Origin of the sequence: Erythrobacter epiphyticus, from assembly GCF_034653295.1 — a bacterium.
GTDB lineage: Bacteria > Pseudomonadota > Alphaproteobacteria > Sphingomonadales > Sphingomonadaceae > Erythrobacter.
In genome coordinates this window covers 13,959-28,696 of sequence record NZ_JAYEEU010000003.1, presented here as the reverse complement: position 1 = coordinate 28,696, position 14,738 = coordinate 13,959, and the positions used below count along the sequence as shown (strand labels likewise).

Here is a 14,738-nt window from a genome sequence, read left to right as displayed (position 1 = left end):
TTAGGTGGGACCGCAAGTTGACGAGACTTAGGTGAAAGCGCGCTTTTGGCAGCGCTCATCGTGCCTCATCCTCACACCCGTGAGCCTCCGAAAACCCGAGGCGCTTCAGTTCAAATCTGGCTGCATCATCAGCCAAGGCTTTGGGGACGAACGCTTCGCGCGGCGATCCGGCCACGGAAAAAAGCCGTTCGGTTGGCAGCTTCACGAAGAGATCCGTCCGTCCGACCTGGAGATCCTCCACCGAACCTAGCAGCCCCGCCATCCGTGTCCCTTCGACCCTCGCGCCGAGCGCTGCAAGGCCGATTGCCATTCCCTCGCCCATGCTTCCGGTCCACCGCCCCACGAGCACGGTCGGCAGGTAAGGACGGTAACGGCCACTGCGCGGCAGAACCTGCTCGATCCACTGGCGGGGAATTCCCGTCTCGCGCTCCTCGGCAGGTCGGTTGTGGATCTGGTAGCCTCTTGGTTCGCTGACAAACCATCCCATGATCGCGCGGGCCACAGTGGTATTGCCGCCCGACGGCGTGTCGCGAAGGTCGAGAACAAGCCTGTCGCTAGCCGGAACGGCAGCCATTGCATCATCAAAGGCGGCGATTGTCGCGCTGTCGCCAAGACTGTTGTTAAAGCGGATGATCGTGAGCCCGTCGCGAGTGCACGAATTCACCGGCGGGCGCGCTTCCTGCTCTTGTTCATACAGCGAAGGAAGCACGAGTTCGCGAACCTCCTCGGAACGGGATTGGACGGTGATGGCACGCGCGCGATCACGCCGGCCCGCGACCAGCACTCGGGCGGCATATTCCGCGCGCGCCTGGGTAACCTCCATCCCGAGACGCTCCCAGAACATCGACACTGCCTGTCCGGCGGGCATACCATCGATGCGGGTGATCGTGTCGCCCGCCGCAACACCGTGCTGTTCTGCCGGGCTGCCATTGCGCACCGCATCCACGACCAAGCGACCTCCTTGCTGCCCTACCCATATATCGGCGTAGGTCGGCACCACCGCCCAGCTGTCGCGGAAGGAACTCCCGGTGATGGCGTGATGATCCGCCAGCGAGATCAAGCGCTTTTCCGCATAGGCCAGAAGCGTGCGTTCATCGTGAACTGCTTCGCGTTCAGCGGTCAGAACCTCCGAATGCGGCACCTGACCGCCTGGCAGCTTATCCAGATAGGCGTAGTAGCTCGTAATCTTTGAATCGAGATCGCGGGCAGCAAGGAGATACTCGCTCTCCGTGGTCGCAGAGCAGAGCATCGCTGCTGCTGCAATCAGGAAAACCCTCGTGGCGATCCCCGAAGAAATCAGAGGTTTAATGCTTGTCACCTGCTAGGCCTCCGTTTCAGAGCCTGCCCGGCCGAATGCCTTGGCGATCTCAGTTGTTGCGTCCTTGCGATAGCAGGCACCGTGCGACAGGATGATGCCGGACGGCTCCCACGCCAGCATCTGCTCCACGCCCTCGCGCAGGGCGTTGCGGTGGGCGAGGGCGACAAGCCTGATCTCGATGGAAGGCCGCCCGTTGGGCCCGGTGGCGCCGCCGAGTTGCAAGACGGTTCTGACCAGCGGGTTGCGGATCCGCCCGGCTTCGAAGTTCTGCATCAGGTCGGTTACGATCAGCGTGCGCGAGGCGCGGTGGAGAAAAACGACTTCGGCAAAGTCGCCGAGCGCCACCACATGGCTTTCGATCAACCCAGCCCAGTGCGCCGTCGTTGGCTGATCCAGCGCGGTGAAGGCGATGCCTGGCACCTTGGCGGCAAGACCCGGCAGACCAAAGACCCTCGCCTGCGGAAAGGCGCGCGCCCAATCGGCGAGGTGGGTGTAGTGGAACACGTTGGGGGCGATGATCGCGGCAATGGGCCCCAGCGCCTCGACCGCCGCGACCAGATCGGGCACGCAGGCGACCGGGGAATGCAGCCACAGCGCCCCATCGGGCAGCCGAATGATTGTCATCCGGGTGGGGCAGGGCAGGGTCAGGCCCCATAGCCGGTAGGCGACCTCCGGGCCGTTGACCGTCCAGATGTCTTGCGCCCATGGGACAGGCTGCAATTGCGGCTCGTAAGGGAGATAGCCGGGTGCGGACGTCATCGCTCAGTCCGGCATCATCGCAGGCCGCACAGCTAGCCCGAGCCCGCGCGTCGTGCGCCACAGCAGCCTGATCGCCACCAGAAGCAGCGCCAGCGAGACAAGGTAGGGCGCGCCCGGAAAGAACAGGCCTTTGTCATCAGCAAAATGGCCGAAGATCTGGGTCATCATCACCGGGCCGATGATCGAGGTGAGGCTTACCGTGCTGGCAATCGCGCCCTGCAATTCGCCTTGGGCATCCTCGCTCACGCGGACCGTCATCAGGCTTTGCATCGCGGGGAAGGTCATGCCGGTCAGCGCGCCGACCACGATCGCGGCGATCACCATCGGGGTGCCGGTGGCAAAGGCCAGCAGCAGATAGGACGGAATGCCCAGCATCAGGCTGTAGCGCGCGGTGTTGGCCGCGCCGAAACGCGCGATGCTCTTCCCAGTCAGCACTGCCTGCGCCGTCCCGATCAGCACGCCGTAGAACGAGACCGTCAGGCCGCTGACGGTCGGGCTCCAGCCAAACTCAAGCTCGCCCCAATAGGCCCAGATTGACATCTGCGCTTGCGCCGCGAGCTGCATGAAGAAAGCGACCCCAAGGCATGACAGCACGAAGGGCGTGCGCGCCATCTGGATCAGCGAACCGAGCGGATTGGCGCGCGTGACGTCGAACGCGCGGCGGCGCTCTGGCGGCAGGGTTTCGCGCAGGAACACCAGCCCGCCGATCACGCCGAGCGCGGCGAGGCTGGCGGCAATAATGAAGGGCGCGCGGGTGCCGATCTCGCCCGCGATGCCGCCCAGCGCCGGGCCGAGCACAAATCCGGCCGCGCCCGCGCCGCCCAGCATCCCGAAGGCCGCCCCGCGCCGCTCTGCCGGGATGCAATCGGCGATGCAGGAATTGGCCGCCGCCCAGCTTGCCCCCATGATCCCCGACAGCATCCGCCCCGCCACCAGCCACGCCAGCGTCGGCGCCCAGGCCATCACGGCATAGTCGAGCGCCAGAAGGAACAGCGTCGTCAGCAGCACCGGCCGCCGCCCGAACCGGTCGCTCAGCCCGCCGATGAAGGGCGCACACAGGAACTGCATCCCGGCATAGGCGAAGGTCAGCAACCCGCCGATCTCGGCAGAGCGATCAAGGCTGGTCTGCGCGATTTCGCCGATCAGGCGCGGCATGACGGGCAGGATCAGCCCGATGCCCAGCATGTCGACAAAGACGATAAACGCGACAGCCGCGAGAACGGACGAGCTTTTCTCTCTCATATTCAGAACATTGCACGTATTGCGGCGGGCGTCTCGCGCTGTGTTGTCGTGGAGATGGCTGCCTTGTCTGAACCAGATCGTCGTGAAGGTGCGTTCGCAGGTTGTAACCCGCGTTTTGGGCAAGGTGCCGCATTGCAAACCGCGCACCTAAGCCCCAGATCACGGCCCACCTCACGCCTCCTCCGATTACTCACAACACCTTCATATCGCGCAGCCACTCTTCCAGATGCTGCGGCCAGCGGCGGGTGATCGGATCCGCAGTCGGCCGCAAGCCGAAAGCATGGCCGCCCTTTGCATAAAGCCGCATGTCGACCGGCACGCCCGCGTCATTGAGGGCAAGGGCGTAGGCCATCGGCTCGCGCACATCGTCGACGGAATCGTTCATCGCATGGATGATGAGCGTGGGCGGCGCTTTCGGGCTGATCTCGACCCAGGGCTGGAGTTCGAGACTATTCCTGCCCTTGCTGTTGTCCAGCACGCGCGCGTTATAGGCAACGACGGCGAAGTCGGGCCGCGGCGATTGCTGATCCGCAGCGTCGGTCAAGGGATAGGTTCGCTCGAGAGTGTTGCTCATGTTGATGACGAGGTATGCGCCTGCCGAAAACCCGATCGCTCCGATCCTGTGCGGATCGATCCCATAGGTTGCGGCCCTTTCTCGCAGCAGACTGATGGCGCGCTGCGCGTCTTCGAGGCCGAGCAGGATCTTTGGCCGCTGCTGTTTTCCATCGACGCGCGGCCAGACCTGCGGCGTGCGGTATTTGAGCATGGCGCAGGTCATGCCTTGGCGGGTGACCCAGTCGCACACTTCGGTGCCTTCGAGATCGGTTGCCACAGCGTAGAACCCGCCCCCGGGTATCACGAGCATGGCAGCGCCGGTATTGCGACCCTTCGGGCGATAGATCGTCATGGTTGGCCGGGTGATGTAGGTCGCCCAGTGCCATTTGCGCCCGCCCACCAGCGGCGAGCCGTTGCCGGTATATTCGGGATGCGCGCCGCTGTCCGGCTCTGCCAACGGGACGTTCGCGGGCCAGAGCGGGATCTGCGTCCCTCCTTCGTCCGGTTCCCAGACCCCTTCCTTTTCCACCTTGGGAACGTCGATCCTTTCGGACGGCGTCTCGTTCTCGTTTGCTTGGCCGCAGGCGGATCCAGCAACGCCCAGACACAAGAGGAGGGAGGTCGCCAAATTGAAATGTCGCAGCACGTTTCAAGCCCTTGTTGTTAATCAGCAATGTTTTGCGATGCGGGCTTCCCGAGCCTCATCATCGTGCTTCCCTTGTGTGGCCGTCACGCGACCAGAAACGCGGCAACCGAGGGCGCGTCCAATGCGCAGTGCCCCCCGTAAAGCGGATGCCACTCGGTCTGGACGGCGCGGGCGCGGGCCCGCTCGGCCAGTGCCTGTGTTCCCTCGAAATTGCCGAAGGCGTCATACAGTCCGTTCGACAGATAGAGCGCCGGGGACTGGGGCCCTGCCTGCTCGATCAAGGTCAGCGGTGAGGTGGCGCGCCACTCGCGGTCATTGCTGTAGTGACGGCGCGCCAGCATCCAGATGCCGAAGGCGACCTTCGGATCAGCGCCAGTGCGGGCGAGGCCTGCCCTGATTTCACTGATCGGCGCAAAGGGAGAGACCTTGTAGACGCCGGGACATAGCGCGGCGATGCGGGCAAAGCGATCAGGATAGGCCAGTCCCGCGATCAGCACATTGAGCCCGCCCATCGATTCCCCCAACAGGATACGCCGCCGCGGCGTGCCCAGCTTTTTCTCGATGGCAGGGATCCGCGCGATCATGTCCTCCAGCAAACCGCTGTCGGGGGCAGCGCCCTTGGGGGACAGCAGCCAGCTTCCGCCATAGGAAAGCGTCACCACCGTCGGCGGGCGAACGCCCTTTGCCTGCCACTGCGCCTGAAGCAGGCCCGTGTAATAGGTCGCGTCGTTCCAGATGCGCTCGTCGAGATTGCGGCCATGCAGGTGATAGACAATATCGCCATTGGTCCCCCCGCGCGCGCGGTAGACGCAGTACTTCATGGGCCCGTCGCTGGCGCATTCCTCCGACGCGGGGGTGAAGGCTACGGTCTGCGCGCCCTGCGGTGTCGTCAGCGTGCGCCAGCCCCAATAGCCGCAAGCCAACAGGACGGCTACCACACCCAGGGTGATCGCACGGCGGGGATGGCGCAGGGTCAGGCGCATGACGTTCTCCTCGGGAACAGGCGGGCCAAGTTGTCGGGTTGCGCGCGTGCGGACGGCTTGCCGGCGGAATCAAGCCCTTGGCGGGCCAGCGGCGTTGGCGGAAGCATGCAGGCGCTGAGCAGGTATCCGATGATCGCGCTGCCGCCGTATCCCACCAGCGGCGTCGGATAATGGCCGATCACGGCAGCCAGAATGATCGCGAGCCAGGTTGCGCCGAATACCGCGCATTGCCGCGCGCAGTTCCTGTCCCGGGTGCCGAAGGCTGCTGCGGGCAGCAGCAGCAGCGCCCCTGCGCTCGCAACAGCAAAGCCGAGCAGCGGGTGCACCTGCCAGGTCTGGGTGAACACGCCCTCGGTAAAGCGCACCGGGGGAAGGTTGTCGGCCTGCACCATCGTGGCCACAAAGCCCAGCGCGCTTGCCGCGAGCGCAATTTTCACCTGCCAGTTGCGGTGCAGCAGCCAGAGCATGGCGATCCCTGCGACCATCGCGCCTGCCATCGCCCGGTCGGGTTGCATCGCCATGGCCACCGCACCAACCACCAGCGCCACCGCGCCCGCAGCCGTGGTCTTGCGCGCGAACATCATCAGCAGGGCAGGCAGGAGGATCAGGCTCGATTGCACAAGCAGCGGCCCGGCCGCGACCCATCGCACAACGCCATCGGACGAAACCCCGAACAGGCTCGTCAGCACCAGCAATCCGGCCATTATCATCGCAGCGATGCTGCGGGCGCTTTCGGGAAGGCCCCGCCAGACTGCCGCGCCCGCCAGCAGCGCCAGACCGACGCCAAGCGAGGCGATGTTCACAAGGATCAGCGATGACGCCGCGTCGGCAACATGGAGATGGACAACGCCGATCATCACCGCCGCAATGGCAGCCAGAGCGGCAAGACGGCGCGGCCCGGTGCGGCCGCTCGCAAGGCCAAGAGCATCATTCAACCGCACCTTGATGAAGGTGAGCGCCAGACCGGAACCTGCCCCGGCGGCAAAGCGCAGCGCCTCGCCATCGTCGGCAATCGCCGCTGCCTCGGAGCGCACAGCCTCAGCCCAGTCCCGCAGGTGAGCGGGGGCCAGCCCGACCAACTGGACAAGCAACCTGTCAGACAGTTTGCGCACTGTCCGGCGGATCATGTGCGCACCTCCCGCAGCGAGGAGCGATCCGCGCCCGAAGGCTCGATCGGGTTCGCGCGCGCCACCTCGATCCCCGCTGCCGTCAGCTTGTAGATATGGCGGGGCGGACGACCGGGTTCGGCGGGCGGCTGCCATTCGGTTTCGAGCAGGCCTCTTTCTTCCAGGCGGATCAGCAAGGGGTAGAGTGTGCCCGATTTTATCCCGGTGATCTTGGCCAGATCATAGCCATAGGACCAGGATCCGGCTTTATCGAGCAGGGCGGCGAGCACCAGCCTGGCAGCGGGCGAGAAGGAGCGTGAGCGAGTCATGTGATAATAACTCTACCTATGTAGAGTTCGCGTCAAGTTGTTTGTCGATCAGACCTTACGACGATGGGCGGCATGGTCAGGTGGGGCTACGCGGTGTTCGATGAGGGGGCCTCGGCACGGGCATATCTTGCCCGCTCCTTGTCCATCGCCTCGCGCCATCTGGTGCGCAGCACCTGAGCGCGCTCGGGAATGGCCTCATCGAGAACATCCATGGCGAGCATCCGGTCGGTGCGGAAAAACCGGAAGTCGCCGCGCAGTTCGCACCAGGCGGCCAGAATTCTCCCGGCGTCGCGGTAGCCCAGCATGACGGGCCAGATGGTCCGCGCGCTGCTCCGCTCTGACGAATCGCGGTAGACGATATGCACCTTGCGCCGCTCGCGGATCGCGCGCCGCAAGGCCGCACTGCTGATCACGTCGGCAGATGGCGGGACGGGGGCCACCGAGGTGGTCGGCACCGCGATCTGACCGCGCAGCTCCTGCGGCACAACTGCCTCCAGCTTGGCCATGAGGTTTCGCGCCGCCAGCGCCATCTCCGGTTCGCCGCGCGTCAGCACCCAGTGCGCGCCGAGAATGGCGGCATCGAGTTCGTCAGGGGTCAGCATCAGCGGCGGAAGATCGAACCCCCGCTCAAGCACATATCCAACGCCTGCCTCGCCTCTGATCGGCACCCGCAACGCCAGCAGGGCAGCGATGTCGCGATAAACGGATCTTTTCGACACCTCCAACTCACCGGCGATGGCCTCGGCCGTGACGGGCGCACGCACCCGTCGCAGGATCTGCAGGATCTCAAACAATCGCTCCGCACGCCGCACCGAGCACTCCTCTATCGGCTTTCATGCATAGGCGTAGCATGCTGACAGCATGTTGGCAGCAGCGCCGTGGCACATGGTCTGACACTTCAAGAAGGAGGGATGAAATCATGAAACTGCAACAAGCCCTGATTGCGACCCTGGTTGCTGGAGCGTCGATCGCGCAGTCCACCCCAGTGATGGCGCAGTCGATCGAGGTGGAGCGGTTTGGCCTCTACGTCCTTGCGGACGATGTCGAACGCTCCGCGCGCTTCTATGAGATACTCCTGAAATCAGCGCCCGAAGTGCGCACGCCTGCCTTGATCGGTTTCAACATGGCAGGCGGCCTGTTCGGCATCGTCTCGCGCGAGGCCTATGCTGCGCATGAGCCGCGAGCGGGAAGCGTGCGGCCCTACATCAAGGTCGCCGATATCGCGCAGGCCTTCGCGCATGCATCATCGGTTGCGCCCGGCAGTATCGAGGCGCCCGGGATCGTGAGCGAGGGGCCTTTCAGGTTCTTCCGCATGACGGATTCTGACGGCAACGTCCTCGAGTTTTTCGAGTTCAAGCCCAGCGTTGACTGAGCATGTTCGGCGCGATCTCCCGGTAGCTTACTGGGCGATAGGATGGCGACCAGAGCTTCAGCTCTGGTCGTCCCTCACTCCACAAAACTGGGCCGGTGTGTGTCTCCGGCCCTCTTTTGCAAGCAGCGGGCCACGACTTCGGGAAGTACCCGACCGCCGGCTCGATAAGCCTTTGTTCTGGTCCATTCGCACCCTGTCTCAAGCAACCCGGGAAGAATGCATCATTCACGCGCCAAGCCTCCCGCATCGTGATGCTGGGCATTCTTCGGGAAGACGAAATCCTGTATCTCGACGCCGTCTGCCCTCAAGGATTGGAGGAAACGCGCGCAGTCCAGCAGCGTCTCGGGCCAAACCGGCCCGGGAGGGGAATTTCACCGCTCCACAGCAACAACTAGCTCTCAGCATGCAAAACCCTCCATCTTCGAGGGGATGTGATTAAGTTGACGCACCATGAATTCCTGAGTTGCGACGGAAGTGACCCCCGCAGGGCCTGCGCCGAGGCACTGGTGGAGCATATCCCCTAGGGTGCGACGATCATCGCCTATAACGCCGCTTTTGAGCGCAGCGCGCTGCGCGATCTGGCCAAGGCTTTCCCTGATCTCGCGCTGCGTCTGGAAGAAATGGCTGAGGCGACGGTCGATCTTCTGCCGGTTGCCCGCAACCACTAGTATCACCGCGACCAGCGCGGCAGCTGGTCGATCAAAGCGGTGCTGCCGACCATCGCTGCAGAGCTCGACTACGGCGCGCTCGAAGTGAAGCATGGCGGCGATGCGCAGGCGGCATGGTTCGAGGCCGCCGATCCCGCCTGCGATCTCTTACGGCGTCAGGCATTGGAGGAGGCGCTCAAAGCCTATTGCGCGCGCGACACCTGGGCGATGGTCGCGGTCGCAAGGGCGCTAGCTGGCAATTATTCGGTTATTGGCTGAACGTTATCGGCGTTATCGCTTCAATGACCAATTCTGTCGTATCGCTACCATAGGTCTACGAGCGAAAGGGCGAAGCATGAGCTTGCAGGACGAACAGACACTCCTTTCGCAGATCGGTCTGGAGCTTTTTCTCGATTGTGCCTTGGTGCAGGCAGCTTAGCCATCAGGAAAGGTTGGGGCGCTGATGACACGCAACGCAAAGCTCGACAGGCTGCTGACACTGGTTAAGGCGCTAGGGGAAAGCGCCGAAGGTCTGACGCTCGACGAGATGGCTGTCCCTTCCGCCCGCTGCATGATGACCAGTGGCAATTCCGTGCAAGCCGTCACGACTGCCTGGCAGCCTGAGCGGTAATCCGGCCGCCACGCGAGAAGCTTGCGCACCTCGCATTCCAGGAGATGCGGAATGTCGTTCCAGCCATGGTGATAACGGCTTTTGATCGAGTGATAATCGATGCTGTAGAGCAGAATGCGTGCAGAGTGATGTTCACCAAGCCGCAGCTTGGCGTGTTCGTTAAGCTTGCGATAAGCCAGCATCGTCGAGGGCCAGCTAGTGCCGCCGAGCACGCCGATCAGTCTGGTCGCTCCGGTCATTTGCGGACCAACTCGTAGCGGGCCGCCCCTTCACCAAGAACCAACGCAGGGGCGCGAGAAGCCGTGGTCGCGGGCTTGAGGGGGAAGCCCATCAGAGGTCCGTCCCAGATGATCCACGTATCGGGACGAGCAGGATCAAGGCGCACCTCGCCCTGGGCTTCGCCAGCATCGAGGATCAAGCGTTCGCCCTCGATCCGCAGCTCAACATCTCCCAGCACCGGTGAGAAGTAATTGCCCACAACCGGGCGTGCCGCCTCGGCTGGAACAGGCGCTGCCGCAGCCATTGCCTCGGCCCGCTTCACCCTTTCTGCGCGGGCGATGCGCGCGCGTGCATCATGGTCATGCGGCAAGGCGAACAGCGTTTCGAGAAGGCGCGCCCGCACAGCACCGGTGAAATCATTGGCGCGGCCCGCATTGGTCAGCACCACAATGCCGGTGCGCGCGGCGGGCAGAAAGGCGAGATCGCTGGTGAAGCCGATCGTGTTGCCGCCGTGGTGCACGAGATTGAGGCCCCGCCAATCGTCGACAAACCATCCGAGCCCGTAGGACATTGTGGCGCTGACCGGAACCTGCGGCGTCCACAGCCTCGCCAGCGATGCTTTCTCGATCAACCGCTCACCTTCGGACGTGACGCCATCGGCGAGCAAGGTTTGCAGATAGCGCACCATGTCACGCCCGGTCGACCAATGCGCGCCAGCTGGTGCGACAGGCTGCAGAACATTCTCGATGGCCAGTTGCATCGGGCGCCGCACACCGCTGCCGTGCGTAGGGTGCGGGATGGCGTGATCGCCGTCGCGGTCAACTTCGACCGTTTGCAGCGTGGTGCGGTCCATCCCCAGCGGGGCGAACAGGCGCCGGCGGATCAACCGTTCATAACCTTCGTCAAGTTGTCCCCAGGCTGCCCCCTCGGCGCTTGCGGCGACCCAGCCGCCGGTCGCCACCAGCTGGTTGGAATACTGGAAGGCCTCGCCAAAGCCGGTGAAGAAGGAAAAGTCGGCGAGCGAGCCGATCACCTCTTCGGCATCGAGCTGATCCGCATTGAACAGGAATTCGAGATCGCGCCGCGGCACGCCCGAACAGGCGCAGACGAGGTTCTCGACCGTAATCGTTTTCGATAGCACGAGGTCCGAGACGCGGAACTGCGGCAGGATATCCTGCACCCGTTGCTCCCAGCGCAGGAGCCCTTCCTCGACCAGATCCGCCATCAGCATCGTGGTCATCGTCTTGCCGATCGAACCGATCATCATCCGCGTGTCTGGGGTGATGGGGGCATCCGAGCCGCGATCCCGCACGCCGAAGCCTCGGAGCATCACGATGCGGCCATCCTGCACGATGCCGACGACCGCCCCTGGGATGTCGAATTGAGGCATGATGTCGCCGATATAGGCCGCAAGCGCCGCGGTCTCGGCCTCGCCAAGCCGCACCGTCGGCGCCTCGGCAAGGCTGTCGTTGCCGAGATCGCTGGGCTTGAAGCTGGTGACCGCGATGTTGACCTGCGCTCCGCGTCGATCAAGCGCGGCCCGCTCGCCCTTGATCAGCACAATGTAAACTCGGCCGTCACGCGCCTCGGCGAGTGCTTGACGCATCGTCTCGCCCTCGGGGGTGTAGTTGAACAGACGGGCTTCGCTGAAACCGGGGCGCGCAGGGGCGGGGGTGGCCCGTTCGGGTGCCGCAACAACTTGGCCTGTCGCAATCCATGCCGCTGCCACCGCCGCATCGAAATCGCTGCCATTTATCACATCGAAGGTCAGGCTGATGGTTCCTTCGGGACTGGTGAGCACGGTCTGTGTGGTAGTGCTTTGCCTGCTCCACCGTTTCGGCACGATCAGTTCGTAGGGCACTGGAGGCGAGATCGTGGCGGACGGTGCGTCGGGATCAGATGTCGGCGCAGCGGCGGCAAGGCTTGCGCCCGCGATGAGCGCAAGGCTGGAGATGGTTGAAGCAAGGCGCAGGAGAATCATGGGTGTCCTTTCTTGATGTGGCACGGGACGAGTAGGGGAAAGGCTGACGGGTGCCGAAGCCCGGTCCTGGCCGGGCCGGCAGATCAGGCTTGGGGTTGTTTTCCCCTGGCAAGCCAACCGGTGTCGGTCTGCTGCGCAGCGAGCTGCTTCAGGCCAAGGAAAGGTCGCAGCCAGTTTACCCGACGCGCGAGTTCATAGGTGGCAGCGCACCCGAGCACAGTGGTCAGCAGGATGATGAAGAACGACAGCCCATTGTCGGCACCTGCCTGCTTGAGCCAGAAACCGGCCGCAATGATGATGGTCTGATGGGCGATGTAATAGGGAAAGATCGCCTCGGTCAAATAGCGGCGCATAGGGCTGTCGTGGTTGAGCCGGGTCTGGGCAAAGCCGAGCAGGCCGAGGATCGCGCTCCAGGCCAGCACCGCGCGGCCGATGAGCCGGACGATTTCCCAAGCGGGTGCGGCCTCGCGCACGCTGTCGGCTATGAACATGGCAGCGCAACCCAGCACGGCAAGGCCGAGCATGCTCCGCCAGTGCCCAAGGATCGTGGCCCATGTCGTCTGCGAGCGCGCGAGTGCTACACCAAAGAAGAAGGCAAATGCGTAGAGCGCATGGGCATAGGGATCATCCACCAGCGCATGAGTCTCGCCGAACACAGGGTGCAGCACCAGCCGCGCGAAGGCGAGCCATGCGATCGGCAGCACCACCAGGCGCCAGCCGGAAAACAGCGCGTCGAACGCCGCTTGCAGCTTTGCCCGCAGCGCGATGGGCAATGCGGCCAGTCCCGCCAGGACCAGCGAATAGGCCCAAAGATAGGCGACGAACCACAGGTGGTTCCAGGTTGGCAGCACGAGACCGAGGCTTGCGCCGAATTCGAAATAGTCGTGAAGCCAGAAATGGGCGAAGCTGGCATCATAAGCCCTGCGGTCGTGCAGTTCGAACCATGGTTGGGGTGCCACGAACAACGCCATCCCGGCTAGCAGCGGCACGGCAAGTCGGGCTGAACGGCTGATGGCAAAGCCCCTCGTGCCAGCAAGTTTTCCCAAGAGCGCACGCGACACCACGCCCGAGATTACGAACAGCAGAATGAGCCGCCATGGATTGATGGCCATCATCGGCCATACCGCCCATGCGACCGGCTCGGTGGCCTTCACGTGCCAGCCCCACGGCACAAAGAACATGCCGATATGGTAGAGGATCAGCAGCGCGAAGGCACCGATCCTGAGCCAGTCGAGGCCATATTGCCGGCCAGTCATCGGTGAGGTAGCTTGCATGTCGCATCTCCATCGCATTTAAGGTCTCACCAAGACTTGCCGCTGAGGCCCTGCACTGTCGCGGCGCAGGTGACGGACGGCGGAACCAGTGGGACAGGATGCGGGGCGGGTTTTGATGAGCGGTGGGGAACGAGGGACGAGCGGCGAGCAGCGCTATTCGCGTCTGCTGCGCGATGCGCGTGCCCTTGTCGCGATCGCCTATGCCGGCTTTGGCTTGCTTTACATGGCGGTCAACGCTGTCAGTCTGATCGACCAGCGCCGCGCGCTCGGCCAACCGATTCCGCCGTGGCAGGCGTGGACGCTTGAGGGCACCAGTTTTGTGGCATGGCTGGCCCTGTTGCCGATCATCCTGCTGGTAGCAATTCGCTTGTCACCGCGCCCGGTATGGCAAGCAGCAATCGGCCATGCCTTAGCCTGTCTCACGGTGTCGCTGGCTCATACAGTGCTGATGGCGTTGCTGCGAAGTGCGACCTTTGCCATTGGCGGGCAAGACTATCTGCCGGATATGCCCCTGTCCGAACGGGTGCTCTTTGAAGCGCGCAAGGATGTAATTACCTATGCTTCGATCCTTGCCGTGTTTCTGCTCGCGCGGCGGCTTACAACTACGCCCTCGGCATCCTTGTCGCCTCATGTCGAGCCGGCCCTCATCGAGGTGCGCGACGGCAGCCGTGTGGTGATGCTGCACCCGGAGGAGATCGACTGGGTCAACGCGGCGGGCAATTACGTTGAACTGCATGGCAGCTTCGGCAGCGAACTGGCGCGTCGCACCATGGCAGATGTCGAGGCAGAGCTTGCAGCCCACGGCTTTGTTCGCATTCATCGATCACGGCTCGTGCGGCGCACGGCGATTGCGTCAGCACAGACGCGTCAGAGCGGCGACTTTGACATCACCTTGCGGTCAGGGAAAGTGATAGGCGGTAGCCGACGGTTCCGGCAGAACCTCGGCTGATGCCGGGTCCGCTTGCAATACATGTCGCGTCGTGTTCACGCACACCGCCATGCTGTTGATCCGAAGAGCGAAAGTCGACGACCGGGCCGAGATGCTGCGCATCTGGCTGGCCGCGTCGCACGTTGGCCACGCCTTTCTCGGGGAGGAGGTGCTCGAAGCACAGAGGGAAAAGGTCCGCGACGTCTATTTCGACCTCGCCGATCACTGGCTCGCATGGGATGAGGGGCAGCAGGGGTTCATTGCGCTGCTCGACAACCATATCGGCGGCCTGTTTGTTGACCCGCTGGTTCATCGCAGTGGTATTGGCCGGCAGCTTATCGAACACGCGGCCAAGCGCCTCGGCAGATTGACCGTCGACGTCTATGAGCAGAACAGGTCCGCTGTTGCCTTCTATACGCATTGTGGCTTCGATCTGGTCAGCCGAAAAGCGCGGGACGAGGAGGGGCGCGATTTCGCTCTTCTGACGCTCAGGCTTGGCATCCCCGCAAGTCGGCGATGTGAGCCAGCGCAGAATGGTAGATGAGACGGTTGCGATTGCAGGTTCGAGATCGAAACGTCATAATATGATATACTATTACGGTTGCGATCATGAAAAATCGATGGCCGGTGTCTTCTCAAGACCTGCTGGCAGTTCCCGACCCATGCCTGGCCATTCCCGAGCATCAACGGCAATGTCTGATTCCGCCGGAAGCCGTCATGCCACCCTCCGGGTCGAGCCTCGGCCCGG

Annotated in this window: 16 protein-coding genes; 5 read left to right on the top strand and 11 right to left on the bottom strand. The window is 63.5% G+C overall.

Annotated elements, in window-relative coordinates; all coding sequences use genetic code 11:
• Positions 1-55: 55 nt before the first annotated feature.
• From SOQ14_RS01880 to SOQ14_RS01845, 8 genes are all read right to left on the bottom strand, one after another.
• A complete protein-coding gene (locus SOQ14_RS01880; RefSeq protein ID WP_322896312.1) occupies positions 56-1,318 on the bottom strand; it encodes a S41 family peptidase in 1,263 nt (420 codons plus the stop codon).
• Between the two features lie 3 nt (positions 1,319-1,321).
• Positions 1,322-2,077, bottom strand: coding sequence for a DUF4336 domain-containing protein (locus SOQ14_RS01875; protein ID WP_322896309.1), 756 nt, complete (start codon positions 2,075-2,077; stop codon positions 1,322-1,324).
• A 3-nt stretch (positions 2,078-2,080) separates the two neighbouring features.
• A complete protein-coding gene (locus tag SOQ14_RS01870) occupies positions 2,081-3,319 on the bottom strand; it encodes an MFS transporter (protein WP_322896307.1) in 1,239 nt (412 codons plus the stop codon).
• 190 nt (positions 3,320-3,509) lie between these two features.
• On the bottom strand, positions 3,510-4,520 hold the full coding sequence (locus SOQ14_RS01865; protein ID WP_322896305.1) for an alpha/beta hydrolase: 1,011 nt from the start codon (positions 4,518-4,520) through the stop codon (positions 3,510-3,512).
• A gap of 83 nt (positions 4,521-4,603) precedes the next feature.
• Complete coding sequence (locus tag SOQ14_RS01860; RefSeq protein ID WP_322896302.1) at positions 4,604-5,503, bottom strand: alpha/beta hydrolase-fold protein; 900 nt, start codon at positions 5,501-5,503, stop codon at positions 4,604-4,606.
• Positions 5,494-6,630: a hypothetical protein gene (locus tag SOQ14_RS01855; RefSeq protein WP_322896300.1), complete on the bottom strand. Its 1,137-nt coding sequence runs from the start codon at positions 6,628-6,630 to the stop codon at positions 5,494-5,496. The genes SOQ14_RS01860 and SOQ14_RS01855 overlap by 10 nt, the downstream gene beginning before the upstream one ends.
• Positions 6,627-6,938 carry a PadR family transcriptional regulator gene (locus SOQ14_RS01850; protein WP_322896298.1) on the bottom strand — a complete coding sequence of 104 codons (312 nt, stop codon included), beginning with the start codon at positions 6,936-6,938 and terminating at the stop codon, positions 6,627-6,629. Before SOQ14_RS01850 ends, SOQ14_RS01855 begins: the two co-directional genes overlap by 4 nt.
• 86 nt (positions 6,939-7,024) lie before the next feature.
• Positions 7,025-7,750, bottom strand: a complete 726-nt coding sequence (locus SOQ14_RS01845) for a helix-turn-helix transcriptional regulator (RefSeq protein ID WP_322896296.1) — start codon at positions 7,748-7,750, stop codon at positions 7,025-7,027.
• A 107-nt stretch (positions 7,751-7,857) separates the two neighbouring features.
• On the opposite strand from SOQ14_RS01845, the gene SOQ14_RS01840 reads away from it, so the two are divergent.
• The 3 genes from SOQ14_RS01840 to SOQ14_RS01830 all read left to right on the top strand — a co-directional run bounded on the left by SOQ14_RS01840 (position 7,858) and on the right by SOQ14_RS01830 (position 9,236).
• Positions 7,858-8,310, top strand: a complete 453-nt coding sequence (locus SOQ14_RS01840; protein ID WP_322896294.1) for a VOC family protein — start codon at positions 7,858-7,860, stop codon at positions 8,308-8,310.
• A 533-nt stretch (positions 8,311-8,843) separates the two neighbouring features.
• A complete protein-coding gene (locus SOQ14_RS01835) occupies positions 8,844-8,978 on the top strand; it encodes a DUF2779 domain-containing protein (protein WP_322896359.1) in 135 nt (44 codons plus the stop codon).
• A gap of 39 nt (positions 8,979-9,017) precedes the next feature.
• The gene (locus tag SOQ14_RS01830) at positions 9,018-9,236 is read left to right on the top strand and encodes a hypothetical protein (RefSeq protein WP_322896292.1); all 219 of its coding nucleotides are present in this window, start codon (positions 9,018-9,020) and stop codon (positions 9,234-9,236) included.
• 156 nt (positions 9,237-9,392) lie between these two features.
• On the opposite strand, the gene SOQ14_RS01825 is transcribed toward SOQ14_RS01830, so the two are convergent.
• The 3 genes from SOQ14_RS01825 to SOQ14_RS01815 all read right to left on the bottom strand — a co-directional run bounded on the left by SOQ14_RS01825 (position 9,393) and on the right by SOQ14_RS01815 (position 13,062).
• Positions 9,393-9,827, bottom strand: a complete 435-nt coding sequence (locus SOQ14_RS01825) for a hypothetical protein (protein WP_322896290.1) — start codon at positions 9,825-9,827, stop codon at positions 9,393-9,395.
• Entirely contained in the window at positions 9,824-11,788 is a 1,965-nt protein-coding gene (locus SOQ14_RS01820) for a serine hydrolase domain-containing protein (RefSeq protein WP_322896288.1), read from the bottom strand. Before SOQ14_RS01820 ends, SOQ14_RS01825 begins: the two co-directional genes overlap by 4 nt.
• Before the next feature lie 83 nt (positions 11,789-11,871).
• Positions 11,872-13,062: an acyltransferase family protein gene (locus tag SOQ14_RS01815; RefSeq protein WP_322896287.1), complete on the bottom strand. Its 1,191-nt coding sequence runs from the start codon at positions 13,060-13,062 to the stop codon at positions 11,872-11,874.
• Positions 13,063-13,177: 115 nt separating this feature from the next.
• Here SOQ14_RS01815 and SOQ14_RS01810 point away from each other — a divergent pair, with 115 nt between their 5' ends.
• Both SOQ14_RS01810 and SOQ14_RS01805 read left to right on the top strand, forming a co-directional pair.
• Positions 13,178-14,011: a LytTR family DNA-binding domain-containing protein gene (locus SOQ14_RS01810; protein ID WP_322896284.1), complete on the top strand. Its 834-nt coding sequence runs from the start codon at positions 13,178-13,180 to the stop codon at positions 14,009-14,011.
• Positions 14,012-14,042: 31 nt separating this feature from the next.
• Positions 14,043-14,534, top strand: coding sequence for a GNAT family N-acetyltransferase (locus SOQ14_RS01805; RefSeq protein WP_322896282.1), 492 nt, complete (start codon positions 14,043-14,045; stop codon positions 14,532-14,534).
• Positions 14,535-14,738: the final 204 nt, after the last annotated feature.